The sequence below is a fragment of the Streptococcus sp. HMSC061E03 genome, assembly GCF_001813505.1.
Taxonomy (GTDB): Bacteria; Bacillota; Bacilli; order Lactobacillales; family Streptococcaceae; genus Streptococcus.
In genome coordinates this window covers 433,304-459,794 of the sequence record NZ_KV812784.1, presented here as the reverse complement: position 1 = coordinate 459,794, position 26,491 = coordinate 433,304, and the positions used below count along the sequence as shown (strand labels likewise).

The following is a 26,491-nucleotide window of genomic DNA, read 5'->3' as shown; positions in this document are numbered from 1 at the left end:
CCAGTAAGCGTCGTTTTGCGTATGTTCGATGATGATAACATCTCCTGTCGCTAGCAATTCTTTTGTTTAAATTAACACGCCTACAGAATCATCCTAATATCAAATTTTTTTGAGAAATACATGGACAAACTTCTTCTAAATTAATAAACTGACTTCATCATATGCTATAATTTAGTTATATTTTACAAAAATGAAAGTTTCTAACTAATGCCCCTATTTGCTCATTAATGTAACTGGGCTGTTATGTCATTATCAGTTTTATGTTATAGCTTTATCAAGGAGTTTCGTCTATGCTTCAATACCTTAAGCCTCTGCGCTGGTATCTTTTCTTTAATTTTCTCTTTAGTGGACTGTCCAATATTTGTACGGCTCTTCTTCCATACTTTACACAAGAATTAATTCGTGGCCACTATCAAATAGCTTTGTCAGGTTATTGCATCGCAGTTATAGGTTACCTGACTTGCAACTACATCCAAATGCGCCTTGACTGGAAACAGGCCATTCTCTTTTCGACAAATCTAAAGAACGATTGGTTTCAATCTCTTTTAGGACTTGCCCACCATGATTTCAAGCAGAAAACAGTCGCAGAATACATTTCTTATCAATCTAATGATCTTGATTCACTGGAAAAAGATTATCTACCTCCACTGATGAGTTTTTTTAAGCAGATTCTTCGAATTTTGATTTATACCGTCATTATTACCAGAACGATCAATCCTATAGTGGCATTGATCCTACTGATTTCAACAGCCATCAGTATTCAAATTCCAAAGATCGTTGGTCAATTGACTGCGAAGCGTAGACAAACCTATCTTGAAAAGCAAGCTGATTATTATCGGACCTTGGAGGATCTATTCCGAGGACATCACCTAGTTAACAAACTCACTCTACCTCATTTTATAGAGCAACAAAGAAGTTCTCTCAAAAACTTGCAGGATAAGTATCTTGGGTATGGTTTGACTAAAATTACAGGTATTCTCTTGACGGGTATTTCTTTTGAATTCATTAGCCTTATTCTCTTTTCCTATCTAGCTTACTCTCTATATCATCAGCAAATTGGTATCCCTGAGGTGGTGGCTAGTTTTGGTTATATTACAGCCTTCTCAGAACCAATTCAAGAAATCCTTTACGATCTGCAAATGTTGGAGTCGGTAAAACCTGTAATTAAAAGCTTTCAAACTATTGTTAAGCATCCATCTTCAATTCAGTCACCACAGCCTTCCTTTGAAACGATCACATTGAAGAATCTTTCTAAACAACTTGGGGAATCAACATTGAAGATTTCTTTTGCCACCATTCACAAAGGAGATAAGATTGCCCTCATAGGAGAGAACGGATCAGGTAAGAGTAGCCTGCTCAATATTTTAAATGGTACGGATGAGGATTTCCAAGGCGAGATCTTGCTGAATGATCTTCCTCTAAATCAGCTTTGGGGGAGATTTGGCCTGATCTTGCAACAAGAGCATAGCTTCATCTCTAGTTATGAAAATAATGTTACGCTATTCAATACTTTCCTCGCAGAGTTTAAGGATGCGGAGTTCGAAGCAACACCTCCTCAATCCCTGTCAGGTGGTCAACAACAACGCATGTACCTCAATCGAGAAAAAAACCGCCAGAGTCCATTAGTTATTATGGATGAACCTTTTTCAGCCTTGGATGCTCATCAGTTCGAGGCAGAATTGAAAAAAGTACTAGACTTACCGTGTGCTGTCATCATTACTTTACACCGACAGAATGAAGCACTAAAGAACTTTGACCAGGTCTGGGAAATTAGATCTGGAGAACTAATCATTCAAAAAAATGAGTAGACTTGCTTTCTCACGAAGATTTGTTTTACCATGATCAATACATCATCGGGCACAGATAGATTGAGGTCATCTTAACCTCAAAAAGAGAGTGGGACAGAAATCGGTCATTCGTTAGAATTCGATTTCGTCGTTCCACCTCCGCACAGTTGAGTAGGCCTGTATAAGCTGATGAAATCAGCGTATTAGAGCCCACTCAACAACTGCGTCTTGCTCGACAATCCAAAAACAATAGAGAGGCTAGGACTTTTGTCCCAGCCTCTTTTTTATATTTAATTGTATTTCTTCCAACCCCTTCTATTACATCTTTAATTTCAAAAGGGATGAATCGTTTGATCAGTGCATAAGTATACTGGATTGATCTTCTCAATACTTCCTACTCGTCAGTGGACGGCTTTCCTGTAATCACTCAACTAAAGATTTTATTCATACAAATGCAAATCATGATTTGAACTCTCTAAAAAGATATCACTCATTTAAATACTCTTTTCCTTAAATCCTATTCTACCAAAATATACCCATGAATTCATACTCAACCAAAAAGAGAGCAACAAACTGAGCTGCTCTCCATTTGGTTTATTTTTCGACCATTCCGCCCTTGATAAGACTGTCTTTCGTTACTGAATAACTGACTGTTTTGTCATCTAGGGGATTAAATCCTGGTACGATTTCTTTTAATTTATTAAAATCGATTTTTGTGTAATCAATGGTATTGCGGATATAAAAGATTCCGTCCTTGTATTCTGATGTCAGTTCAAATCCATGTCCCATCAGATCTTTGAATTTTTCTTGGCTCTTGGCAACAGCTTCTTTCATAGTTTCAAGAGGGTTCTCACCAGGCACTTTTGAGACGTCGTAATCATCAACTTTTTCTTGTAATAACAAGGTGTCTCCCTTGTAATACAAGGTGATAGTTGACTTACCTGCTTCATCACTCGTTTCGAGAACAGTTTTTTGAGCACCTGCTAGTGCATCTTCTTTTTTGCTTTCATCAGTTGATGACTCTTTTGTCTTTTCTTTAGCGGATGATTTGCTTGTTGCTTTACTGGTCGCTTTAGTAGACGATGGACTAGTAGATTTTGTAGTCTCTTTTTGTGCGCAACCAGCTAAAAGAAGACCCGCTGTCAAGAAGACGGCTAACATTTTTGTGGTTTTATTCATCTTGAATACCTCATTTTTTGATGGTTAGGGAAATGACTGACGTCTGAAATGAGTCATGTAGCAAGATCAACTGTAGATATAGATGTTATCAGAAAAGCCTCAAAATGATGTTCACAATCCTCTCCTTATCGATCATTGTAGCCGTCTGGGTGGCTGGAATGCCAAGCCCAGGCAGTTTGGATGATGGTTTCGATATTGTCAAATTTTGGTTGCCAGCCGAGGATGGCACGCGCCTTCTCAGATGATGCGATCAAGGTATCTGGATCACCTGGTCTGCGATCAGCCATCTCAAGTGGAATCGGATGTCCCGTCACCTTGCGGGCTGCTTCAACGATTTGAAGATTGGAGAATCCAGTCGATGAGCCCAGATTAAAGGCGGTCGATTCATTCCCTTTTCGGAGATACTCCACTGCTAAAAGATGGGCATCTGCCAAGTCAAATGGATGGACATAGTCCCGAACATTGGTGCCATCTGGTGTCTGGTAGTCATCTCCAAAAATAGAGATCTTTTCGCGTTTGCCTTGGGCCACTTGTAAGACGATCGGCAAGAGATGGGTCTCTGGTCCATGGTCTTCTCCGATAGATCCATCTGGCTTAGCACCTGCTACATTAAAGTAACGAAGAGGCACATACTTGATGCCGTAGGCTTGATCGGCCCAGCGCATAATGGTTTCCATCATGAGCTTGCTTTCCCCATAAGGGTTGATCGGTTTTTGTGGAGTGGTCTCAAGAATCGGAATTTCTTCTGGAATGCCGTAAGTGGCAGCAGTTGAAGAAAAGACGATGTAGTGGACCCCACATTCATGCATGACTTCCAAGAGTTTGACCATGCCTGCTGTATTGTTATCAAAATATTTCAATGGATCGGCCATGGATTCCGCGACTAGTGAGTAAGCCGCAAAGTGGATGACCGCATCGATATCTGCATGTTCCTTAAAAACAGTGCGCATAAAGTCTTGGTCCGCCAGGTCTCCTTGGTAAAAGACGGCATCTGGATGCACCGCTGCACGGTGACCTGTGACCAGGCTATCGACCACGACGACTTTTTCCTGTCCTTCATTGACCAAACGGTCCACCATGTGGGAACCGATATAGCCAGCTCCTCCGAGTACGAGTATTGCCATTTGTTTTCCTTTCGCTTCTTTGTCTTCTCTCTTATTGTACCAAATTTCTGCCTCTTCTCCACACTTAAAGTGTCGCAACAAAGCGTCTAAAGGCAGCTTGTCCTTCTGCTGTTCTCTTGTAGACTCCAGCATCTTCGAGCACGCGCGCAAAGATCTGGCCGACTGATTCATGGACAAGGGCCTCTGCCTCTGCTTCTTCTGTGATGGCTGGGTGAGTGGTTTTCAAATCATCCGCCCAAGCCTGGTGGTAGGTCGCCACAGTATTCTCACGTCCAAGGAGATAGTCTTGAACCTGCTTGAGCTCTTCCTTGAGGCGAGGTGGCAAAATAGCCAAGCCCATGACTTCAATCAGACCGATATTTTCTTTTTTGATATGTTGCACATCTGCATGTGGGTGATAAATGCCATCGGGATGCTCTGGTGAGGTTTGGTTGTCACGGAGCACCAAGTCCAGTTCATAATGCCCATCACGAATCCGTGCAATGGGGGTAATGGTATGGTGGGGCTGACCGTCGGATGCCGCTAAGACTTGAACAGCTGGATCTGAGTAGCCTCGCCAGGCTGTGAGGATATTGTCTGCCAGGGCAATCAATTGCGCCTTGTCATCTGAATTCAAACGAAGAACTGACATGGGCCAGTTAACAATCCCTACCGATACAGCCTCAAATCCCTCAACGCTAAAGCTTTCCTCAACAGGAGCTAGCTCCATAGGGAAGGTATGTCGTCCGCCTTGGTAATGATCATGAGTCAGGATGGATCCCCCTACAATGGGCAGATCTGCATTGGACCCTGCAAAATAGCCTGGAAAAGTCTCGACAATGGTCAAGAGTCGCTCAAAGGTCTTGCGGCTAATGGCCATGGGAACATGCTGGCTATCGAGGAAAATACAGTGTTCATTGAAGTAGGCATAAGGGGAATACTGAAAACCCCAATCATGACCGTCCATGTCAAAGCGAATAATCCGGTGATTGGCCCGTGCTGGATGGTCTAGGCGACCTTGATAGCCTTCATTTTCAAAGCACAATTGGCAGGCTGGATAATGACTGGCTTTGGCAAGCTTGGCCGCTGCAATGTCTTTAGGATCTTTTTCAGGTTTTGACAGATTGATGGTGATTTCAAGAGAACCGTAGGGAGTTTCAGCCTCAAAGGCAATGTTTTGCGCAATGGCTTTGACCTTGATGTAATCATTGCGCTTAGAAAGGGCATAGAAATCAGCAATCGCGTCTTCCTTGGACTGACGGTAGGTCTCCCAGAAACGATGGTTGACCTGACTAGGGCTAGGGGTGATCCAATCCATCAACTCCGCACCTAGGCTGTCTTTTGCGGCCATACTATCTTGGATCTTGCTATTTGCAACAGCGATCTCTACCAGCTGATCTTTGAGCGCAATCAACTCTTCTTTTTGAGCTGTGGCATCTAGCCCTTCTTCTCCAACGCGACTCATGATGCGATTTTTTAGATAAATCCGATCCATCTCTTCGTAGTCACTCGCCGCAATGACGGCTGTAACAAATGCATCTAAAATTCCCTGATTCATTGATTCTCCTTCTTACGTTTTAAATAGTCTCTGACAGCATCCAAATCCTGGAAAACTTGTTCTGCTTTAGTTAAGAAAGACTGTGCTGGTACTTTTAAATCTGGAACACATATGACTGGTATTCCAGCCCGATAGGCTGCTTCAATCCCTGCCTCACTATCCTCTAGTACTAAGCAATTCTCTGGTAAAGCATTCAAATCACTACAAGCCTTTAAAAATATATCTGGGTATGGCTTGCTTCGTTTGACATCTTTTGCAAAAACTAAATGGTCAAATAGGGACAGTACCCCATTGCTATCCAAGATCATTCTAGCCCGAGATTCAACACTTGAAGTTGCTAAGGCGATTGGAATGCCCTCTGTTTTCAAAAAAGTAAGCAAATTTTTAGCACCTTTTTTTAAATGAACACCTTGGGCTAAGATTCGACCTTCTAGTTCATAAACTTTAGCCAAGGTTTGGTCAAAGTTCCATGGTAAATCATAGGTATCCAAAAATCGTTGAACATTCTCCTCTTCCCTATGTCCACTGTAGTCTCTAGAATAAGTTTCTTCTGTGAAAGGAATTCCAAAATCTCTAAGCAATTCTTGATAAACTTTTAGAGAAATGATTTCAGTATCGGCTAATAAGCCATCTAAATCAAATATTACAGCTTCCATTATTATCACCTAGTCTAAAACTCGTGTCCCTGCCGCAACTTCTGCAATATAGAAGCTTGGCGCATAGCCAACGACTTCTTCATAGCGTTTGCCGACAGCTTCTTTAAAGGCTTCAACTTTATCTTTGTTTACAAGGGCGATGGCACAACCACCAAAGCCTGCTCCTGTCATACGAGCGCCCAAGACACCTTCTTGTTCCCAGGCTGTATGCACCAAGGTATCTAATTCTAGACCTGTCACTTCGTAGTCATGCTCCAAGGATACGTGGGAAGCATTCATGAGACGGCCAAAGCCTTCTAAATCACCTGCTTCAAGTGCCTTACGAGCTTGGAAGGTCCGTTGATTTTCAAGTACAGCATGGCGAGCTCGTTTGATGCGATTTTCATCCTTGATCAAGTAGCTGTAAGCATCAAAAGCCCAGAGATCCAATTCCCCTAAGGTTTGGATATCCAATTTTTCTTGGAGTTCAGAAACGGCAGTTTCACATTCTGCCCGACGTTCATTGTATTTTGAATCCGCTAATTCCCGGCGTTTGTTAGTATTCATGATGACTACGACATTGTCTTTGAGGTCCAGCGGTACCAGATCATACTCTAGGGTGTTGGTATCGAGATAAATAGCCCGTTGGTCAGCTCCCATACCGATGGCAAATTGGTCCATGATCCCAGAGTTGACTCCGATGAAGTGATTTTCGGTTTGTTTCCCGATCTTGACCAGATCTAGACGATCTAAGTGAAGATCATATAGTTTCTCAGCGATGACGCCAATCAAGAGCTCAAGGGAAGCTGAAGAAGAAAGACCAGATCCATTTGGAATATTACCGTAGACATAGACATCCATTCCGCTATCAATGACATGACCAGCTTCTTGCAAGAAGTGGAGCACGCCTTTTGGATAGTTGGTCCAGTTGTGCTCTTTTTCAAAGTGGAGATTTTCAAGTGGAACTTCAATGATCCCCTTGTCTTCAAAGTTTCCTGAGAAGAAACGCAAGACCTTATCCTCACGCTTTCTTGCAGCTCCGTAGGTACCAAGTGTAATGGCTGCTGGGAAGACATGGCCACCATTATAGTCAGTGTGTTCACCAATCAGATTAATCCGTCCTGGTGAGAAGAAAGTGTGGTCAGCCTTTTCCCCAAAGACAGCCTGGAATTTTGCTTGTAAATCTTGAGATGTGATTGTTGTCGTCATGAGAAACTCCTTTAGTTTTGTAAACGTTTTTATACTTGTATTATATCTGATTAGAAGTAAAAATTCAACTATTTTTAGTAAACTTTTATTAATTTTTTATATTGGATCAAAAATTGCGATAATAGAGGCTTTTCATCCGATTATAACTTTTATTCCTCCCTTGCTATTTAGAGTTATTTTTAGTAAATTTTTACCAAAAAATCTCAATTAGGAGATGACCCAATTGAGATTCTTCATTCATTAGTGTTTCTTTCTTGGATAGACAAAAGATCCAAGGAAGGTTAAGATGCTGACACCCATAAGGGCTAGGAGGTTCCCTGTTTGACCAGTCTTTGGCAATACCGATGAGGCAGGACTAGCAGATACACTTGCAGGAGCCTGAGCAGTGGCTTGTTTCACAGCGATTGGAGTAACTTGTGGTCCATCAAGAGGGGTCACTTTTTCTTGCTTGTTACCAAGAACCTGTATTCCAGTGTGACCAATCTCTACTGGTTGTGTCTGATGGGTTGGATCTAAAACTGGTGAAGTTGGATCTTGGGTTTCTGGTGTTGGCAGTGGAGCAGGTGTTGGCAATGGAGCAGGTGTTGGCAATGGAGCAGGTGCTGGATAGAAGAGACCATGACCAATGCGGTAGGCGTACTCTGTTTCCGACATTTTTCCGTCTACAATTTTTGGAATATCCACCGGTAAGGTACCTAGATGTTCCTTGCCATTGAAGATGACTTCCACTCCTGCAGGAATATTAGGACCAAATGCATTGTCTGGTTTGAGGGATTCCGTTGGATCCATTCCCTTATTTCCATAGACTGCTAGAATGGCTTTGGCTGCTGGATAGTTGGCTACATCATAAGGTTTAGAGATAGAAAGGACAGCTGCCTTCTTATGGTTGGTATTGGCATAATTGACGATTTCTGTTGGGATCTTGGTCCGCCAGAAATTTTTATCCAGTTGCCCTTCATAACCGATCTCTGAAATCACTACGATATGGGTGGCTTTTTCGAGGTCTTCTTTTAGACTATCAAGGGTAGATTCTTTAGTGAAGTTCTTGGCCACAAAGGAGGTATCTTTTGGAAGCACTCCGTCAGCAATTAAGCGACGCATACCCAAATCAAGTCCAGGAACTTCGTTTTCAAAAGCTCCTAAGAGTAAGACATGGTCCCCTGTTTGCACCTTAAATGGCAAGGTATTGTCTTCATTTTTTACAACCGTCACCGCTGCCGCTGCAATTTTACGCTCCAACTCACGATTGAGGCTAGATCCGACTGCTTCTTCTGCTTTTTCAGCCGTCCGAGCACTTGGATCAAAATTCAAGACCCCACGTTTTTCTTTGAGGGTCAGGATCCGGCGAACCGACTCATTTAAGCGCTCTTCTGAGATGTCACCGGTTTTCACAGCATCTACCACCGCATCGACAATGGTATCAATCTTGCTCAAATCGGCTTTACTGCGAAGGGTCGTTGGCATCAAGACCAAATCAACCCCTGCTTTGATGGCCATCTTCACAGCTTCCACTTCACCGAAGTTCTTGGCGATGGCATCCATTCCCATGGCATCGGAGACAATCACGCCCTTATAGCCGTATTTCTTCCGTACCAAGCCCGTTAAAATATCATCTGAAAGTGTCGCTGGAACATAGATTTTCTCACCCGTTTCTTTTGACACGACCTGATCTTTTTCGATCTGCGGGTATTGGATATGAGCCGTCATCAAAAGGTCTACCCCTTCATCCATAGCTTTTTTGAATGGAAGGAGTTCTAATTTTTCAAGCTCGGCAAGTGATTTATCCACCAATGGCAGACCTGTATGTGAATCGACCGCTGTATCTCCGTGACCTGGGAAATGCTTGGCTGCTACAGCCACATTGTAGTCCTGAATGCCTTTCATCATCGGAATACCCAAGTAGGCAACCCGGTTCGGGTCAGATGAGAAGGAACGAAGCCCAATCACAGGGTTTTGAGGATTATTATTGGTATCTAGCACCGGAGCGAAGTCCACATTCAAGCCTAGCGCGGAAAGCTCTCGACCGATGATTTGACCGGCTTCTTTCGCTAGTTTGGGATCATTGGTAGCCCCAATAGCCATATTACCAGGAAGGGCTGTACCCGTACCCAAGCGGTAGACGATCCCTCCTTCTTGGTCGATGGCTAACAATAGTGGAATCTTCCCGTTATTGGCTTTGTTTTCAATCGCTGCCTTTTGCATATCTTGCGTCAGAGCCAGAGTTTGCTTGGTCTCTTTGACGTTTTCAGCAAAAAGAATGACGCCTCCAAAATCATATTTATCAATTGCATCTGCTACTTCAGCATTGACCTTGGTGAGATCCTGTGGTGACTCCTGATTAGCCTCCTGCCACTTACGGAAGTCCGGCATAATCATTTGGGTCACTTTTTGTTTGAGTGGCATGTTTTCAATCAGTTTTTCCACTTCAGGGGATGCCGTCTCTGTCGATGATACCGTTGGGGAGGCAGCAGGGACAGCTGCACGGTCTGTTGTCGTCGGTGTTTCAGCCACTTCTCCCTGATTTTCTGTAGTGCTTTCTGGCGTTGGAGAAGCCACCACCTCTTCTACTGTTGCTGCCGATTCATTGGCTTGATCCGACGCTTGAGCTGTGTCTGCTTTTGCTGTTTGAACAGATAATAGAGCAAAAGCCGTTAATAGGGCCGCAGATGGATAAATGATTTTTTTCATAAAGCGACCTCCTTTCTTTCAATAGATATTGTACCATTGTTTTATAGTTTTGTAAACGGTTGCAATATATAAAATAGAAAAAGGATAAGCATTTTTTACTTATCCTTTAGTTCGTTCATATTTTTTTAAAATACCATTTCTTGACCGTTTTCTGTCACTTGGTAAGTGCCCTCAGCAAGATCGATTCGGGCTACTGCTGTGACAGTTTGGTCTTTATTTTGGCGCGTGATGACAATGGTATGATCATCTGGTGTTTCCACTTCAATGCTTCCTTCTAGGTCAAAAGCTTGCGAGTTGTTCCGGAAACTAAAGAGCTTGAGAAGGGCTTGCACGACTGGTCGCTCTACTTCTTGAGCGATTTCTTCATTGCTGTAGTAATGACGGTTGATATTGCGGCCTTCTTTGGTGTTTTCTAAGAGTTCCAAATCATTCTTCCCAGCTAGGAATCCAACATAATAAACCTGTGGAATACCTGGTGCAAAGGCTTGAATTAAACGGGCTAGGAAGTACTTACGATCGTCATCTCCAAGGGCTGAATAGTAAGTCGAATTGATTTGGTAGATGTCCAAGTTGTTGTATTCTGCTGTGGAATATTTTCGTTTAACATTTGCCCCAACCTTATAAAGCTCATTTGAAGCATAGTCAATCTCTTCATCTGTCAAGATATCCTTGACATCGACCACCCCAATTCCATCATGGGTATCGAGGGTCGTGAACTGCTTCATCGGACTCATCTTCAACCACTTGGCAAGGCGATCCACTTTTGAACTATAGAGGGTATAGAGGGTCACCATTGGAAGCGCGAAGTCATAGACATAATAGTCGTGATCGGCAATTTTAAATTGGATAGAATAGTGCTCATGAATTTCTGGAAGAAGCTCAGCACCGTAGCCTGCCGCCATATCGCGCACCTTATCCAACAAATCCCAAATATCTGGCTCCACGAAGAAATCATTAGTGTCCAATTTCTTCACCGCATAGGCAAAGGCGTCCAAACGAATGAGGTCACAGCCATTGCTCGCCAGGTGTTCGATGGTCTTGCGAATAAAATCCATGGTCACTTCCTTGGTCACATCTAGGTCAATCTGCTCTTCCCCGAAAGTATTCCAGAGATGCTCAGTCGTCCCATCCGCAAAAGTGATAGCTTGTTTTGGAGCTCGGTCTTTGCGCTTATAAATCAAATCTACATCTGCTTGAGTCGGACGATTCTCCGGCCAGAACTTGTCCCAGTTGAGAAAGAGCTCCTTGTAGGCACTTTGGTCGTGCTTTTCTTGGTAGTCCTTGTAGTATTTAGACTGACGAGAAATGTGATTGATCATAAAGTCAAACATAAGATAGTACTTGTCGCCCAAGCGTTTGACATCTTCCCAATCTCCAAAGGCTGGATCCACTTGGTCATAGTCTACAGGCGCAAAGCCACGGTCACCAGTTGATGGAAAAAATGGTAAGAGGTGTACTCCACCTACTGCATCTCCAAAATGTTTCTCTAGATTTTCATAGAGATCCTTCAGGTTATTTCCTAAGCTATCTGAGTAAGTAATTAACATGGTTTTGTTTTGAATTGGCATAATGGTTCCCTTTCTTTTTTGAAAGCCAAGTCTTTGAGGACCTGGCTTTCATGAGTTTTTCTATTTTAGAATTGCTTCCTAGGATACGATTTAAATCAACAAGCTCAATCGTCCCTTTGTATCTGGAATTGAACACGGGACTAATTTCTTAGGAAAAAAGATAAATCTCCTTGTGTGCAAGCACACTACGTCGATTTCCTATATTTCCACAGCCGTTACTACTTCAGTAGTTTACGGATGTGGATGCCCTAGGGTACTACAGAAATTTTCAGCAAGCTGAATCGTCCCTTTGTATCTTATTTCTTATTTCACTGCGCCGTTGCTCATTCCTGCGATGATATGGCGTTGGAAGAAGAGATAGACAATGGTGATACTGATAATACCGACCACGTAAGAGGCAAAGCTTGGTCCGTAGTCGTTGAAATATTGGCCTGCGTAGTTGTATTGGAACAAAGGCAGGGTCCACATTTTTGAATCCCGGTTCAAGACAAGGAGTGGCAACATGAAATCATTCCAGAACCAAAGGGCATTGATGATCATGGTTGTCGCATGCATCGGTTTCATCATTGGGAAGATGATGCGGAAATAGGTTGTAAATTTATTAGCACCATCGATTTCTGCTGCTTCATCCAAACTTTCTGGAATAGAGATTTTGATATACCCTACATAGAGAAAGAGGGTCTGTGGAATCGCATAGGTCAAGTAGAGCAAGATCAAACCAAAGGTGTTAGCTAAACCGAGTTTACTCATCATAACCGTGATCGGAATCATGATGACTTGGAAAGGTACGAAAATCCCAAGGATCAAGAGGGTGTACATGATGGTAAAGGCTTTTCTTTTACTCATATTGCGGGCGATTGAGTAGGCCGCCATAGGAATAAAGATCATCACAGCAAGTAAAGACAAGACAGTGATGACAACAGAGTTCCAATAATAGCCTCCAATGCCATCAGCTAAGAGACGGCTAAAGTTGTCCCATGTGAAGTTGGTTGGAAATCCAAAGAAATTATCTACAATATCTTTGGTGGGTTTGAAGGAACTAAAGAGAGTGGCAAGGAGTGGCACTAAAATCAGAACCGATCCTAGAATCAATAGAATGTATTTGCCAATCAAGGCTTTTCTTTCATCTTGTTTCATCGTGCTTCTCCTCTTAAATTTCAAATTTCTTAGATACTCTCAATTGGATGATCGAAATCACTACAATCAAGAAGAACAGGATTACGGCAATGGCATTGGCATAACCGAATTGGTTGTTTTTAAAGGCGTAGTTATAAACCAAGAGTCCAAGTGAGGTTGTGGCATTGTTTGGACCCCCTCCAGTCATGGCAAAGACTTGGTCAAAGGCGGTAAGCCCACCTTTTAGGGCTAGGATAAAGACCATAGAGACACTTGGCAACAAGTAAGGCAATTCAATATTCCAGAAGACTTGCTTGCTCGTCGCACCATCGATTCTGGCTGCTTCTGTAATCTCAGTTGGAATAGATTGTAGACCAGCTAGGAAGATAATGATAGGCATGGCCACCCCTTGCCAAAGAAGGACAAAGACAGCCGCAAAGATCGCTCCCCACTTAGTCCCTAAAAGACTGGTTTGAAGAAACTCAATATGAAGGGCATTCCCAATCGCTGGTAGACCGTAGTTGAAGACTTGTTTGAAGATCAACGCCACTGTCAAACCAGACAAAACAGCTGGGAAGAAGAACCAAGCACGGAAGAAGGTTTGGCCTTTGATTTTAGAGTTCAAAACACGCGCAATGAAGATCCCAAGGGCAATCTCACCAACTACCATAGCAATCGTGATGATCGCAGTAAAGCCAATAGCATTCATGAATTTTGGATCCATAAAGAGGAGTTTAAAGTTGTTCAAGCCAACAAATTTGTAGTTATAGGTCAAACCTGTCCAGTTAGTAAAACTGTAAAAGGCTCCTTGAAACATTGGCACATAGAAGAAAATTGCTTGTAATAAGAGGGGAATGACCACAAAAGCCCATGCCCAATATTTTTGTAATACTTTTTTCATCGTCTCTCTACTCCTAATCCACATCCGCTTTCATCGGGTTAAAGAAGGCATTCAAATCATTGACCATTCCTTGTTTATCACCTGTCAAGACATAGTTCATCGTCAAGGTATGGAAGTCTGCTTCACTGGTCCAGTATTGTTGCAACCACACCAAATGACGATCCGTAAAGGCATATTTGGTCATCCCAGCAAGCGGTGAATCCTCTCCTGCTTGTTTGACCCCTTCGATCGCTGTTGGAGATCCGTCCACATCATAGTACTTTTGCATGACTTCTGGACGGGTCATGTATTCCACAAAGGCATTGGCTTCTTTTGGATGTTTGGTAGTAGCTGAGATAGACCATGCTAAGTCTCCCGCACCAACGGTTAAGCTTTGTCCTTTTTCTTTCCCTGGAATCATGAAGGTCCCAATCTTAAATTTCGGTTTTTGTTCATTGATAGCTGTGATGGCCCAAGACCCATTTGGTGTCATGAGGACATCTCCACGCGCGAAGGCTCCGATAACGTCTGTATAACCTGCACCTTCCCAGTTCTTTTGCTTAGAACCTTTAATGCGAAGGATATCCATGACCTTGATGTCATCCTTCATAATCGGATCAGACAATTTAATGGCATTTGGTTGAGAATAACGAAGGTATTGGTTGGCTTCTTTTCCTCCACCTGCTGCTGTCGCAAAGGCTAATTGATTATACCCATTGAGCGTCCAAGCATCTGCTCCTGCAATCCCAAATGGAGTTTGTCCTTTGGCAACAATGTCTTTTACTAACTGTTCGAACTCGTCCCAAGTTTCAGGAACCTTCAAGCCCAATTCTTCGAATTTATCTTTGTTGTAGTAAATTCCATAAGCGTTGGCTGTAAAGGGAACGTTGTAGACTTTTCCATTTACAGCATATTTTTCAGCGTAGCCATTTTTCACACGTTTCAGATAGTCTTTATTGGACAAATCTTCGAAGACGCCTGCTTTTGCCCATTCTTGTAGTTCGATGGACTGTGGGTAAATATTGACCACATCTGGCACATCTCCTGCGAGGACACGTGTTTTCAATACTTCACCAGCGTTCGGTACATTGACGACTTTGACCTTGACCTTTGGGTTTTCCTTTTCAAAATCACGCGCGATTTCTTCCAAGGTTTTGGTCATTTCTTTTTTCTGGTTGAAATACTCGATAGTCACTGTGCCATCCGCAGATTTTCCATCGTTGGAGCAAGCGCCAAGCCCAAACAAGGCTAGGCCTGTAGTCGCAAGAAGTCCGATTTTTTTATACCATTTCATTTGGCTGTCTCCTTTTATTTTTTGACAAAAACATATTGTTTGCTGAGGAAATCTCCCTGAGGAAGAACGACGGTTAAGCCAGCATACATGAGCTCAGCTCCTGAATAGACTTGATCCGTCCCTTCTAAGCGATAGAGCGCATCTTCTTCCAATCCTTTGAGTTTCAGGGTCGGCTCGATCTCCTCAACCGTTGATAAGACCCGTACATAAGTTACAACCGTGCGATCTTGATAAGTGAACTGGACGGCTGCTTGATTGCTACCTTGGCTTGGATTGATCAAGCGGTAGTGTTTTCCGAATTGAACAAGTGGTCGAATCGTTTTGTAATGAGCGACTTGTGCTGCGATCCGATCCAACTCTTCTTTCGGAAGACTGGTTAAATCCAATTCATAGCCCAGATTTCCCATCATGGCCACATGACCACGCGTTTCAAGCGGTGTCATCCTTCCCATCTGGTGATTTGGAACCGCTGATACGTGAGCCCCCATAGAAATGGTAGGATAGAGGTAGCTAGAACCATACTGGATCGGAAGTCTGGCAATGGCATCCGTATTGTCACTTGCCCAGACCTGAGGGAAGTACCGCATCATACCAAGGTCGTTGCGGCCACCACCTCCAGAGCAGGACTCAAAGAGGATGTTCTCGTACTTCTCTGTTAAGTAAGAAACTACTTCATAGAGACCTAAGATATAAGCATGGGATTGCATCTTGGTTTCAAGGTAGGTTTTCCCATTTCCAAGTTTGGTGATATTACGGTTCATGTCCCATTTGATATAGTCGATCTCATGATTTCCAAGTAAGTCATCCAAGACCTGCTTGATATAAGCCACTACTTCTTTATTTGCGAAATCAAGCACTAGTTGATTCCGTGAATAGGTGTGTTCATAGCCTGGGACTTGAATAGCCCAGTCCGGATGAGCCCGATAGAGGTCGCTATCAACAGAAATCATTTCTGGCTCCACCCAAAGGCCAAATTGAAGTCCCTTGTCGTGGATGCCTTGGATCAATTCTGCTAGACTTCCTCCTAATTTCTCTTCATTGACAGTCCAATCACCGAGAGCCCGATTGTCATCATAGCGATTGCCGAACCAGCCATCATCCAGAACAAAGAGTTCGATCCCTACTTTTTGAGCCTCATCTGCTAACTCCAATAATTTGTCTTTCTTAAAGTCAAAGTAGGTCGCTTCCCAGTTGTTGATCAGAATTGGACGTTCTTTATGGGCAAACTGTGTTGGAATGATATGGTTTTGGACAAATGCTTGACTCTCTTGACTGAGACCAGTCAATCCCTCATGTGAGTAGCTGATCATGGCTACCGGCGTATCAAAACTCTGATTTGGCGCTAACTCCCAGGAGAAGTTTTCTGGATTGATTCCCAATCCAACCCGCACTTCATTGAGTTGATTCTTTTGAACCAATCCTTCAAAATTCCCACTGTAGAGCAGTTGGAAAGCAAGGGCTGAACCCGCATCTTCTGTCACTTCATGCTCAGCAAGGATGAGGGCTGGGGTCTGGGCGTGTCCAGAAGCACCACGGTTGGAGATGATGGAGAAGATTCCTTGTTCCACTTGCTGACGGCGAACTGTTTTTTCTCTCGCATAGGCCCCTTGAAGGGTGATGACATCATAGTCACCTGCTGGGACATCTGCCAACACACTGAGCGCCTTGTGGATCACGACGCTTTCATCACTGCAGTTTTCAATCTTTGAAAAGCTGGTGATGGTTGCCCGGTCCTCGTAGGCTGTGTAGTAGATGGTCAACCGGAGGGCTGCTTGATCATCTTCAAAGACCAGGGCTAAGGTTTCAGCCTGATCTACCGAGTGAGGATTCGGAAGACCAGTTGCCTCGACACTGCCAGAGTAGATATTGGCTCCGACATAGAGGAAATCCGTCACCTCTGTGGCGCCGTGCTGGATTTGAATAGACGGCTTTCGGAAATCTCCAAGCCCGTGCTGTCCTAAGATCTGACGCTGGGTATCCAAGCTGAAGGTTCGATTGTCAGGTGTTGGATTCCCAGAGAAGGCATGATCTTTTTCATGCACCGTATTGGAAAAATGATAAGACGGGATCGGACGTCCCAGATGCTTGAGCATCAGGTAGCCATCCCGATTTTCAAGGATGAGGCTCAGTCCCTTACTTTCTACATAGAACAAATTCTGTTCAATACGAATTGCCATATCTTCCTCCATTGGACCCCAAAAATATCACTATGTATTTTTAAATTCAGTTCCAATAACTTTCTTTTTTAACATGTCTTTATCTTACATTATGTAAACGTTTACTAAAATAGAATTTTGTTGGACATATATGGTAAAATGTTAGGTAGGAGGTTTACCTATGTTAGTCTTTTCTGAATACCAAACTGATACCATTGACCTAGCCCTTGATTTTTATGGCTACGAAGATTGTCCTAAAAACTATGAATTTGGCCCCAGCGTTCGGGACAATTTTGTTCTGCATTTTATTACCAAGGGAAAGGGAGTCTTCCACTTCAATAAAAAAGAAATCCACCTAGAGGCCGGGGATCTCTTCCTTCTCCCCAAAAATAAGGTGACCTACTACAAGGCAGATGAAGAAGAACCTTGGTCCTACTACTGGATTGGCATCAGTGGCACCAAGGTGAGTGATTTCATGCGTTTTTCAACCTTGCATGAAAAAGGCTTTTTAAAGAAAACAGAGGTGGAAACAGAAAAGATCGGCCAGTTTATGGAGCAGCTCGTCCACAAGGCAGAGGCTTCGAAAATGACTTCTCATTACCAACTCCACCTTCTCTCGCAGATCTATGAACTGCTTTATCTCATTGGGGAAATAGCTCCCAACATACAAAAGAGCTATCTCTCTCCAACCTATCAACTCTACCTGACCTGTAAGCATGTGATTGAGACGCATTACGGTAAAGAACACTTGAGTATTCAAGAGATCGCCGATGACCTCAATGTCCATCGCTCCTATCTGACAACTGTCTTTAAGGAGTTTCACCAGATCTCTCCCAAGGAATTCTTGCACTCGGTCCGCATGCAGCGTGCCCAGCAGTTACTGACCAATACGGACGAAAGCATTAAGATTGTAGCTTACTCGGTGGGCTTTTCAGATCCCCTCTATTTTTCAAAGGCATTTAAGGCCTATAGCCTACTGACTCCTAGCCAATATCGCAGCAAACATAAAATTTAGTAAAATTTTATTTCTTTTTACTAGTTTTTAGAGTATACTGGAAGTAGAAATCAATAAAGGATGAACTATGGCAACGATTAAAGACATTGCGGAAAAAGCAGGCGTTTCTCAGGCAACGGTCTCTCGCGTCCTCAACCAGGATGCAACCTTATCGGTCGGTGAAGACACGCGCAGTCGGATTCTTCGCATCGCTGAGGACCTGCATTACCAAAAGAAGAGCCGCAAAACAGCGCCTCAACCAGTTGAGGATTTTCATAAAATCGTCATCTTTGAATGGTACACACGCGAAGAAGAATTAGATGACCTCTACTACTATGCCATTCGGATGGGGTTAGAAAAACAAGCCCAGGAATTAGGATATGAGATCTTTCGTATCTTCAATAATGACGATTGGTCCTTGATTCAAGAAGCAGACGGCATTATCGCTCTTGGGAAATTCAGCCCCAAGACCATCCAAGATCTGGAAAGCTACGGCAAACCCCTGATCTTTGTCGATAGCAATACCCTCTATTTAGGGCATTCCTGTGTGACGACCGATCTAGAAGATTCTGTCATCACGGCTCTCGAGTATTTCCTTGATCATGGCCACAAGGAGATCGGGCTCTTGGTTGGTCAGGAAGAGACAGCAGATGCGACACCGCTTCAAATGGATCCCCGTCAACGGACCTTTCAACAGTTTCTCACGGAAAAAGGACTTTATGAGGAGCGATTTGTCTCAGTTGGGCAATTCTCGACCGAGTCGGGTTATCAGATGATGGAGCAGCTGATTCAAGACTTGGGCGACGACTTGCCAACTGCCTTTTTCATGGCCAGTGATGCCTTGGCTGTCGGAGCCCTTCGCTCTCTTCAGGAGCACCAAATCGCAATTCCTGATCGTGTCAGTATCATTTCCTTCAATGATACATCGATTGCTAAGTATGTCTTTCCTGCCCTCTCTACAGTAACCGTCTATACAGAAGAAATGGGTAAGCAAGCCATTCAAATGCTCCGGCAAGCCTTTCAAGGGAATCAACCAAGTGTTCCCTATATGGTCAAATTAGCCACTAAACTGACGATTCGTGACAGCAGTCGCTAGGAGGTCTTATGAAAACACACGAAATCCTCTTTCAAACCCTTTCTCAGGCAGATGATTATGTCAACGGGGAGCAACTGGCGAAAGAACTAGGTGTTTCCCGCACCTCTATCTGGAAGGCCATCCAACGTCTAGAAAAAGATGGGGTCGTCATCGAATCCCTAAAAAAGAAGGGCTACAAATTGGTCTCAGGCGATATTCTGCTTCCTGAAGTGATCGCAAAAAATACCCAGTTGACCGTGTCCTTAAACGAACAATGTAGCTCCACCCAATTGGATGCTAAATTAGGCATAGAAGCCCATCAAGAAGGCAAGGCGCTCTACCTAGCCAATTCGCAATCCGCTGGAAAGGGCCGCTTTGGTCGTGACTACTATTGCCCCGATCAAGGGGGCATCTACATGTCCCTTCATCTCAAGCCTCAATTACCACCTGCAGAGCTCCCTCCTTATACCCTCATGGTCGCTGGAGCCATCTACAAGGCTATTAAAAACCTGACCCTGATCGATATCGATATCAAGTGGGTCAATGATATTTACTACCGCCATAAAAAAATTGGGGGAATCCTTACCGAAGCTATCACGTCGATCGAGACTGGTCTTGTCACAGATGTCATTATCGGAGTCGGTCTCAATTTAGCCATCCCTACTTTCCCAGAAGAGCTACAAAGCAAGGCTGGTTCCTTATTTGAAGGGCCTTGTCCCATCACCCGCAATGACCTCATCAGCGAAATCTGGAAGGAATTCTTCCAAACGGATATCGATGAACTGGTCTACCTGTATAAAGAGCGCTCTCTGGTCCTAGGACGAACTGTCACTTTCGAGCAAAATCAGCAAACCTATCAAGGCATCGCCAAAGATATCTCTGATACCGGCCAACTCTTGGTCCAATTGGACAATCAGGAAGAAATCTGGCTCAATAGCGGAGAAATCTCTTTGACGGAATGGTGAGGGAAGTAATAAATAGATTAAATGCGATGAAGCCCCCCCTATTCTGTTTGAAGGGTTGATCTGCAAGGTTTCAAGGTCTGTAAGTAAGAAACGACAAAAAGTATCTCCACAGAAGGATGAGTGGAGAAAGAAGAGAGAAATGAATGGAAAAACTAGTTAGTATTATCGTACCGATTTATAACGTGGAAAAATACTTAAGACAATGTTTGGATAGTATTTTAAGACAGACTTTTCGTCCGTTAGAGATTATTCTTGTGAATGATGGTTCGACGGATGGTTCAGATACCATTTGCCAAGAATATGCAAAAATTGATGAGCGAATTGTTTATCTAAAAAAAGAAAACGGCGGTGTTTCAGATGCGCGGAATGTCGGATTAGATGCTGTCACTTCTGATTATGTTCTCTTTATAGACTCTGATGATTGGATTGAACCGACTTATGTTGAAGTCTTATATGAAAAAATTGAAGAATATCAAGCAGACATTGTTTTTCAAAATTATACCAGTTTCAACGATGAAGATTCCAATTTTTACTTCCATATGTCAAATGACTATTATGAAGAAATTTATGACAATTATTCCGTGATGAACTTATTAAACGATTCTAGTGAGTCGAAAAATTCCGCTTTAATTGTTCCTTGGGCAAAAATTTATCGAAAAGAAATTCTTAATAATCTTCACTTTCCATTGGGACGGATGGGGGAAGATGCCGTATTTAATTTGAAAGTTTTCCTAAAAGCAGAAAAAATAGTCTACATCCACAAAGGATCTTATATTTATCGACATCGGGGAGAAAGTTTATCACGAAATTGGACGCTTGACTGGTTTAATGAGAGTCTTTTAATTCAAGAGGAACGATTATCAATGTTGGCGACTCTAGGATATCCACTAAGAGCCTATAAAAAAGGATATCGGGATTCCTTAAATTTCTTTATTTCAGAAATTGAAAATCGAGGATTACCAAAATCTCCTATTTTTTATCAAATGAAGGAAAAAAGAGAGTTACTAAACAATTTTTCTCACATCCATCAAGAAGAGAAAAAAGCAATCATTTTAGCCTGCAACTTTGATGATGTGAACAACATTCATACGGTCATAAAATCGATTTGTTTTCATAACCGATCCATTCGTTTTTATCTCATTCATCATGATTTCCCATATGAATGGTTTCAACAAATGAAAAGACGATTAGAGGAGTTTGATTCAGATATTATCGATTGTCGTCTATCTGAAAATACCCCTTTAACATTTGATGATTTTGATCGTTTTCATTCTTTAATCGTTGATTTTGTGGAGGAAGAGAAAGCCCTGTACCTCGACCAAAATATCCTTATTACAAAAAATTTGGAGGGCTTATTTAGCATCGATTTAAAAGGCTATCCAATCGCCACCGTAAAAATTCCTTATGCTTCACGGAAACATGAAACCGTTACTCCGAAGGTTTTCTTCATAAATGTTCCTGCTTGTCAGAAGGAAAATACCTCTCAGACGATGATGGAGAAACTAGGTGACAGGTCATTGAAATTGGAAGGGGATGGTCAAAACGATTTCAATTGTCTATCTAAATCGAATTGGTTGGAGCTAGATGTTGACTACAACGACCTTGATCATCCTACATGCAAGGCAGATCATCCCTTACCTACAGGCCAAGATTTTCCAGGAATGATTTCCTATTTACCTCATGAAGAACCATGGAGAGTTCAAAATGATCAAGAATATCGCAAGGTTTGGTGGTTTTATCATAACCTTGAATGGACGGAATTAGGTGGAAATTACCACTTACATGCTTTGCAAAAGTATCTTTTAGATTCTTTCCGATGGTAAGTGAAAAATTTGATAGACCGAGTTTCTTTCTTCATTTTATAAGTAAGATGATACTTACCGAATCTTTCACCAATAAAGATGGGAGACGATTGAAAAGCTTTTGTGAACTTATTCAAAAACAAAGGAGCGAAATAGCCCCAAAATACGGGCTATTTCGCTCCTTTTCGAGAGTGGGACAGAAATCGGTCATTCGTTAGAATTCGATTTCGTCGTCCCACCTACGCACAGTTGAGTAGGCCTGTATAAGCTGATGAAATCAGCGTATTAGAGCCCACTCAACAACTGCGTCTTGCTCGACAATCCAAAAACAATTGAGAGGCTAGGACTTTTGTCCCAGCCTCTTCTTTTCTGTTAGAAAAAGTCTTGGTTTCACTTTTGGGTTATTCTTGAGGCTCTTTGGGCAGTTCCATACGGAAGCGTAAGCCCATAGCTGTTTTATCAAATTGGTAGACCAGTTCTTCATGGTCTAGCAAGTGTTGGACCACGAAGAGTCCCAGACCGCCTTCCTTCTTCTGACGGCTAGCAATCATTGGCATCTCAGCGGTCTCTACCATTTCCTGGCTGGTATTTTCAATAGCCACATGCGTCCCTTTCTCTTCGAGACGGAGCTGGATCTCTCCACCGGCATCCGAATGCTTAACGGCATTACTGATAACATTTGAGAGGACCAATTTCAGAATCGCTGGGTCCATATAGATTGGTTTAGCTGGGATCTGATTGTCAATCGTGAGCGAGCGAGATTGAGCCAAGACCTTGTACTGGTCGAGGATTTGCTCTAAGGCCAGATCCAGCTGGATCCACTCCTTGTCACCGGCTAATTCTTGAACAGAGGACAGGGATAGAATTTCTAGGACGATCTGGTTCATCTCATCAACGATATCGAGGGAGACTGACAGATAGCGGTCCCGATCCTTGTAGCGGCCGATCTTATCCCGCATATTTTCTAGGATAATCTTCAAGCTAGCTAGAGGCGTCTTGAGCTCATGCGAGGCTCCCCGTAGGAATTCGACCTTCATCTGCTCCAACTTCAGATTTTCCTGTTTCTGCTGCTCCAGATTGTCGATTACTTCTAGGAGATGGTGATAAAGGTCGTTGATCTGTTGCTTGAGAACACCGATCTCATCCTGCGAGTGAACAGGAAGACTGGCTGTCCGATCCAAGCGCTTCATCCGCTTGGTCATCTGCTTGATCTCCAAGATCGGAGCAGAAATCAGGCGGGCATAGAGATAGGAGGCAAGCAGTGACAGGACAAAGGAAGCAAGGAGACTATAGGGAAGGAAGCCTAGACTGATGTTCCGCGCTTCCTTTTGGGAATCGACAGTTGCTAAGAATTGCAAGGTCAAGTCCTTCCCCTCTTTGGTCTGAATTTTTCGCTCCTCAATGACCAGGGAATTGTTCTGGCTGTCCGGGTTCACGAGCAAGTCATCCTTGACCTCTAGGGCATTTTGTTTTTCCTTGCCCTTGATTGAGACCTTGATATCATTGGTCTTGGAATAAAGGTCGATGACGGACTCAATGGTTCCTTCTTCCTGCCCTTGGAAACTCTTGGCTAGGGCCTGTGATTTCTTCAAAATCGTCTGGCGCTGGGACTCGATATAGGTCGACGGGAAAATAAAGTAAACCGAAGCATGTAGAAGGATGACTAAGCTACTAAAAAGGGCAAAGGTGATCAGAAAGATCTTTGCAAAGATACTCCGTTTGGTCATGGTCTCTCCAATTTATAGCCGACATTGCGCACCGTGACGATACAGTCCAGCTCTAGTTTTTTTCGTAGTTCCTTGATATAGACATCGATCACCCGGTCAAATGGAATCTCCTCCGTCTCCTTCCAGACGGCATCGAGGATCTGAGAGCGGGTCCGGGCCTTGCCTTCATGCTGGAGCAAGTATTCCAAGATTTCCAACTCCTTGGCGTTCATGGAGATGGCTTGCCCTGCTAGGCTGGCTGTGTAGCTCTCAAAATCCACCCGTGCCTCTCCATAGGTGAAGACCCGGGAAGGCTGGAGCTTTTTAAAAATAGCTTCGATGCGGACCTTCAAGAGGGACAAGGAGAAGGGTTTTTCCAGGTAGCCATCTGCCAATTCTCCAAAGGCTGTTAACTTATAGTCCTCGTCATGGAAGGCCGTCAGCATGAGGACAGGGACTGAGCTGGTCTTCCGGATGGTCTTGAGCACTTCCAAGCCATTGAGGATAGGGAGCTGGATATCCAGCAAGACCAGATCCGGCGCCTCTCTGTGAAAAAGGTCCAGGGCCTCCTGCCCATCACCTGCTTCAAAGACTTCATAGCCACATTCCATGAGATAGTCGCTCATCCCTTCGCGAATCAGGACTTCATCTTCTACGATTAGTATCTTCATACACTTTCCTTTATCTAAGAAACTTCTTCTACCTCCTATTATACCCTATTTCTATTTTAGGAAACAATCTCTTATTCGACATCCACCAAGAGTTCCTTTGGTTTCTTATGCAAGAGCCATTGTGAAGAAAGGATGGATACCAGAATCAAGAGGAGGCCACCAACCAACACAATCACCAGCAATTGGCTCGGTTGGATGTCCATATGGAGTTCCGTCAGGGTCTTACTGAAGCTTTCTGCCTCAGCTCCTCCACCAAGGTTGGCTGCAGAAGATTCTTGAGCCATTTGTTTGGCAATGCCACTGGTTACGTTCTTAAGCACCGTATCTCCCACTGCTTTGGCTAGAAGTCCTGCGACTCCATAGGAGAGGAGGAAGGCTGGGATGGAAATCATGACTAATTCTGCCACGAATTGCCCCGCAATCTGTACCTTAGAAAGTCCTAAAGCCAGTAAGATTCCCACTTCTCTGCGACGGGCATTGAGCCACAAGACAAGGAGAAGGGTGAGAAGCAAGCTAGCAAAGATGAGGCTACCGATAAACAAGTAGTCCGCCACTTGGAACATGCCGCTGATCGATTTTTGCAAGGCTGGGTAGTTGGAAGAGCTCTTAACCAAGTCAAAGTAATTCCATGGGATATCCAAGGCTTTGATTTTTTCAATCAATTTATCCAGGTCCTGATCCCCCTTGGCAAAGAAGGTCGCATCCTCATAGGTAGCTGTTTGGACGGTATTACCATAGAGCTTGGCAGCTGTATCTAGGTCAGAGATGAGCGTATCTTCATACAACTCTTGGGCGTAAGTTAGAGGAGCTTGGTTCTTCCCTGAGAACAAGCCCTTGATGGTCACTTCGACAGTTTCATTGGCCCCTTTTTCATTGTCAGCATCGTAGAGATTGGACTTGAGGCGAACCTTATCGCCTACCTTGAGGCCATTCTTTTTCGCCAAATCTTCGTGCATGAGGATTTGGTTTTTGTCCTTATCCGTCAGATGCTCCCCTTGGACCAGTTTGTAAGCTCCAGAGACAAACTTATCTTCTTTAGAAGAGTCATTGACCCCCGTCACCATCAAGGTATTCTTAAAGTGCTTGGCCCGCTCTGGAGATTGATTTTGCAGGGTTTCTTCGGTCTCAATGATCTCGTGGTCTAGGATATCTGCGATGGCATTGATCCGCCTGATGGAGGAGGTGATCCCCTCTACCTGGCTGATTTTTTCGATATCTTCTCCTCTGAGATTCCCTGCTCCCCGTGGGGTTCCCGGATTGGTACGTCGATTGATCTGCATGGAGAAGCTATTGGTGATGGATCCCAGGCTTTCCGATGAAGCTTTTTGGGTCGCTCCCTTCATGGAGAGTCCGATCAAGCTCAAGGTCCCCATGAGGAGAATGATGGCAAAGAGCAAGAGAGACTTGGGCCATTTACGTGTGATATAAGCAAAAGCATTTCGCAACATAGCATTCCCTCCTTACTTGCTCTTCTCAACGAGGCTACGGCGACTCAATTCCAAGACCACATCGGAGGCCTCTGCCACTTCCTTACTGTGAGTGACAACGATGACACATTTTTGGCGTTCCTTGGCCAGTTTCTTTAAAATGGCAATGATGTCACCTGCTGTCTGTTCGTCAAGGTTTCCTGTCGGCTCATCCGCCAAGATGACAGGTGCTTCTGAAACGAGCGCACGCGCAATGGCCACCCGCTGTTGCTGCCCTCCGGATAGTTGAAGGACATTGCGTTTGATTTGCGTTTCGTCCAATCCCAACTCCAAGAGAATGTCTTTCCCAGCTTGTTTGTTGACCAGGCGGACATTTTCAAGTGGCGTCAAATAGTCAATCAGATTGTAATTCTGAAAGACCAGAGAAACATGGTGCTTGCGGTGGTAGCTAGACCCTTTGGTCTGGATGTCCTCCCCATCAAAGAAAACCTGCCCCTTCTTAGGATTGTCCAGACCAGCCAAGAGAGAGAGGAGGGTCGATTTCCCAGCTCCAGACTGACCGATAATGCTGTAAAATGTCCCATTTTTGAACTGATAGTTCACGTCTGAGAAGATCTCTTCTTGGTAGCTTTGGTAACTATAGGATACATGTTTGAGTTCTAACATATGTGTCATTTC

Annotated in this window: 20 protein-coding genes; 5 read left to right on the top strand and 15 right to left on the bottom strand. The window is 43.6% G+C overall.

The features are described from left to right. Window positions 1-290: 290 nt before the first annotated feature. Window positions 291-1,808 (top strand): ATP-binding cassette domain-containing protein, encoded by a 1,518-nt coding sequence (locus HMPREF2917_RS02375; RefSeq protein ID WP_049488363.1) that lies wholly within the window; start codon window positions 291-293, stop codon window positions 1,806-1,808. A 573-nt stretch (window positions 1,809-2,381) separates the two neighbouring features. Here the strand turns inward: HMPREF2917_RS02375 and HMPREF2917_RS02370 are convergent. From HMPREF2917_RS02370 to HMPREF2917_RS02320, 11 genes are all read right to left on the bottom strand, one after another. Further along, window positions 2,382-2,966 carry a DUF1307 domain-containing protein gene (locus HMPREF2917_RS02370; protein ID WP_045759595.1) on the bottom strand — a complete coding sequence of 195 codons (585 nt, stop codon included), beginning with the start codon at window positions 2,964-2,966 and terminating at the stop codon, window positions 2,382-2,384. Window positions 2,967-3,091: 125 nt separating this feature from the next. Continuing rightward, window positions 3,092-4,090 (bottom strand): UDP-glucose 4-epimerase GalE, encoded by a 999-nt coding sequence (galE, locus tag HMPREF2917_RS02365; RefSeq protein ID WP_041826364.1) that lies wholly within the window; start codon window positions 4,088-4,090, stop codon window positions 3,092-3,094. 64 nt (window positions 4,091-4,154) lie between these two features. Further along, window positions 4,155-5,627 (bottom strand): UDP-glucose--hexose-1-phosphate uridylyltransferase, encoded by a 1,473-nt coding sequence (gene galT, locus HMPREF2917_RS02360; RefSeq protein ID WP_070588888.1) that lies wholly within the window; start codon window positions 5,625-5,627, stop codon window positions 4,155-4,157. Next, entirely contained in the window at window positions 5,624-6,283 is a 660-nt protein-coding gene (locus HMPREF2917_RS02355; protein WP_003019011.1) for an HAD family hydrolase, read from the bottom strand. The genes galT and HMPREF2917_RS02355 overlap by 4 nt, the downstream gene beginning before the upstream one ends. A 9-nt stretch (window positions 6,284-6,292) precedes the next feature. Beyond that, window positions 6,293-7,471, bottom strand: a complete 1,179-nt coding sequence (locus HMPREF2917_RS02350) for a galactokinase (RefSeq protein ID WP_371106496.1) — start codon at window positions 7,469-7,471, stop codon at window positions 6,293-6,295. Window positions 7,472-7,711: 240 nt separating this feature from the next. Further along, window positions 7,712-10,159 carry a glycoside hydrolase family 3 N-terminal domain-containing protein gene (locus HMPREF2917_RS02345; protein WP_070588887.1) on the bottom strand — a complete coding sequence of 816 codons (2,448 nt, stop codon included), beginning with the start codon at window positions 10,157-10,159 and terminating at the stop codon, window positions 7,712-7,714. Between the two features lie 125 nt (window positions 10,160-10,284). Further along, on the bottom strand, window positions 10,285-11,727 hold the full coding sequence (gene gtfA, locus HMPREF2917_RS02340; RefSeq protein ID WP_070588886.1) for a sucrose phosphorylase: 1,443 nt from the start codon (window positions 11,725-11,727) through the stop codon (window positions 10,285-10,287). Window positions 11,728-12,030: 303 nt separating this feature from the next. Beyond that, window positions 12,031-12,864: a carbohydrate ABC transporter permease gene (locus HMPREF2917_RS02335; RefSeq protein ID WP_021153463.1), complete on the bottom strand. Its 834-nt coding sequence runs from the start codon at window positions 12,862-12,864 to the stop codon at window positions 12,031-12,033. Window positions 12,865-12,877: 13 nt separating this feature from the next. Beyond that, window positions 12,878-13,744 (bottom strand): carbohydrate ABC transporter permease, encoded by an 867-nt coding sequence (locus HMPREF2917_RS02330; protein ID WP_000757161.1) that lies wholly within the window; start codon window positions 13,742-13,744, stop codon window positions 12,878-12,880. Between the two features lie 13 nt (window positions 13,745-13,757). After that, window positions 13,758-15,017 (bottom strand): extracellular solute-binding protein, encoded by a 1,260-nt coding sequence (locus tag HMPREF2917_RS02325; protein ID WP_014713531.1) that lies wholly within the window; start codon window positions 15,015-15,017, stop codon window positions 13,758-13,760. A gap of 14 nt (window positions 15,018-15,031) precedes the next feature. After that, on the bottom strand, window positions 15,032-17,194 hold the full coding sequence (locus tag HMPREF2917_RS02320; RefSeq protein WP_070588885.1) for an alpha-galactosidase: 2,163 nt from the start codon (window positions 17,192-17,194) through the stop codon (window positions 15,032-15,034). 160 nt (window positions 17,195-17,354) lie between these two features. Between HMPREF2917_RS02320 and HMPREF2917_RS02315 the strand changes: the two genes are divergently transcribed. From HMPREF2917_RS02315 to HMPREF2917_RS02300, 4 genes are all read left to right on the top strand, one after another. Next, on the top strand, window positions 17,355-18,188 hold the full coding sequence (locus tag HMPREF2917_RS02315) for an AraC family transcriptional regulator (protein ID WP_049488378.1): 834 nt from the start codon (window positions 17,355-17,357) through the stop codon (window positions 18,186-18,188). 67 nt (window positions 18,189-18,255) lie between these two features. Continuing rightward, window positions 18,256-19,263, top strand: coding sequence for a LacI family DNA-binding transcriptional regulator (locus HMPREF2917_RS02310; RefSeq protein WP_070588884.1), 1,008 nt, complete (start codon window positions 18,256-18,258; stop codon window positions 19,261-19,263). Between the two features lie 8 nt (window positions 19,264-19,271). Beyond that, window positions 19,272-20,207 carry a bifunctional biotin--[acetyl-CoA-carboxylase] ligase/biotin operon repressor BirA gene (gene birA / locus HMPREF2917_RS02305; protein WP_070588883.1) on the top strand — a complete coding sequence of 312 codons (936 nt, stop codon included), beginning with the start codon at window positions 19,272-19,274 and terminating at the stop codon, window positions 20,205-20,207. 143 nt (window positions 20,208-20,350) lie between these two features. Further along, window positions 20,351-22,030 (top strand): glycosyltransferase family 2 protein, encoded by a 1,680-nt coding sequence (locus HMPREF2917_RS02300; protein ID WP_070588882.1) that lies wholly within the window; start codon window positions 20,351-20,353, stop codon window positions 22,028-22,030. A gap of 380 nt (window positions 22,031-22,410) precedes the next feature. On the opposite strand, the gene HMPREF2917_RS02295 is transcribed toward HMPREF2917_RS02300, so the two are convergent. From HMPREF2917_RS02295 to HMPREF2917_RS02280, 4 genes are all read right to left on the bottom strand, one after another. Further along, window positions 22,411-23,736, bottom strand: coding sequence for a sensor histidine kinase (locus HMPREF2917_RS02295; RefSeq protein WP_070588881.1), 1,326 nt, complete (start codon window positions 23,734-23,736; stop codon window positions 22,411-22,413). Then, window positions 23,733-24,386, bottom strand: a complete 654-nt coding sequence (locus HMPREF2917_RS02290; protein ID WP_009731294.1) for a response regulator transcription factor — start codon at window positions 24,384-24,386, stop codon at window positions 23,733-23,735. Before HMPREF2917_RS02290 ends, HMPREF2917_RS02295 begins: the two co-directional genes overlap by 4 nt. 71 nt (window positions 24,387-24,457) lie before the next feature. Beyond that, complete coding sequence (locus HMPREF2917_RS02285; RefSeq protein WP_070588880.1) at window positions 24,458-25,834, bottom strand: ABC transporter permease; 1,377 nt, start codon at window positions 25,832-25,834, stop codon at window positions 24,458-24,460. A 12-nt stretch (window positions 25,835-25,846) separates the two neighbouring features. Continuing rightward, window positions 25,847-26,488 carry an ABC transporter ATP-binding protein gene (locus tag HMPREF2917_RS02280; RefSeq protein ID WP_061604887.1) on the bottom strand — a complete coding sequence of 214 codons (642 nt, stop codon included), beginning with the start codon at window positions 26,486-26,488 and terminating at the stop codon, window positions 25,847-25,849. Window positions 26,489-26,491 lie beyond the last annotated feature (3 nt).

What these genes read in the sequence shown, in the direction of transcription:
- HMPREF2917_RS02345 (WP_070588887.1), bottom strand. Translation starts at nt 10,159, where the DNA reads ATGAAAAAAATCATTTATCCATCTGCGGCCCTATTAACGGCTTTTGCT.
- HMPREF2917_RS02300 (WP_070588882.1), top strand. Translation starts at nt 20,351, where the DNA reads ATGGAAAAACTAGTTAGTATTATCGTACCGATTTATAACGTGGAAAAA.
- HMPREF2917_RS02375 (WP_049488363.1), top strand. Translation starts at nt 291, where the DNA reads ATGCTTCAATACCTTAAGCCTCTGCGCTGGTATCTTTTCTTTAATTTT.
- galT (WP_070588888.1), bottom strand. Translation starts at nt 5,627, where the DNA reads ATGAATCAGGGAATTTTAGATGCATTTGTTACAGCCGTCATTGCGGCG.
- HMPREF2917_RS02350 (WP_371106496.1), bottom strand. Translation starts at nt 7,471, where the DNA reads ATGACGACAACAATCACATCTCAAGATTTACAAGCAAAATTCCAGGCT.
- gtfA (WP_070588886.1), bottom strand. Translation starts at nt 11,727, where the DNA reads ATGCCAATTCAAAACAAAACCATGTTAATTACTTACTCAGATAGCTTA.
- HMPREF2917_RS02290 (WP_009731294.1), bottom strand. Translation starts at nt 24,386, where the DNA reads ATGAAGATACTAATCGTAGAAGATGAAGTCCTGATTCGCGAAGGGATG.
- HMPREF2917_RS02295 (WP_070588881.1), bottom strand. Translation starts at nt 23,736, where the DNA reads ATGACCAAACGGAGTATCTTTGCAAAGATCTTTCTGATCACCTTTGCC.
- HMPREF2917_RS02335 (WP_021153463.1), bottom strand. Translation starts at nt 12,864, where the DNA reads ATGAAACAAGATGAAAGAAAAGCCTTGATTGGCAAATACATTCTATTG.
- HMPREF2917_RS02325 (WP_014713531.1), bottom strand. Translation starts at nt 15,017, where the DNA reads ATGAAATGGTATAAAAAAATCGGACTTCTTGCGACTACAGGCCTAGCC.
- HMPREF2917_RS02280 (WP_061604887.1), bottom strand. Translation starts at nt 26,488, where the DNA reads ATGACACATATGTTAGAACTCAAACATGTATCCTATAGTTACCAAAGC.
- HMPREF2917_RS02370 (WP_045759595.1), bottom strand. Translation starts at nt 2,966, where the DNA reads ATGAATAAAACCACAAAAATGTTAGCCGTCTTCTTGACAGCGGGTCTT.
- HMPREF2917_RS02310 (WP_070588884.1), top strand. Translation starts at nt 18,256, where the DNA reads ATGGCAACGATTAAAGACATTGCGGAAAAAGCAGGCGTTTCTCAGGCA.
- HMPREF2917_RS02330 (WP_000757161.1), bottom strand. Translation starts at nt 13,744, where the DNA reads ATGAAAAAAGTATTACAAAAATATTGGGCATGGGCTTTTGTGGTCATT.
- HMPREF2917_RS02285 (WP_070588880.1), bottom strand. Translation starts at nt 25,834, where the DNA reads ATGTTGCGAAATGCTTTTGCTTATATCACACGTAAATGGCCCAAGTCT.
- birA (WP_070588883.1), top strand. Translation starts at nt 19,272, where the DNA reads ATGAAAACACACGAAATCCTCTTTCAAACCCTTTCTCAGGCAGATGAT.
- galE (WP_041826364.1), bottom strand. Translation starts at nt 4,090, where the DNA reads ATGGCAATACTCGTACTCGGAGGAGCTGGCTATATCGGTTCCCACATG.
- HMPREF2917_RS02320 (WP_070588885.1), bottom strand. Translation starts at nt 17,194, where the DNA reads ATGGCAATTCGTATTGAACAGAATTTGTTCTATGTAGAAAGTAAGGGA.
- HMPREF2917_RS02315 (WP_049488378.1), top strand. Translation starts at nt 17,355, where the DNA reads ATGTTAGTCTTTTCTGAATACCAAACTGATACCATTGACCTAGCCCTT.
- HMPREF2917_RS02355 (WP_003019011.1), bottom strand. Translation starts at nt 6,283, where the DNA reads ATGGAAGCTGTAATATTTGATTTAGATGGCTTATTAGCCGATACTGAA.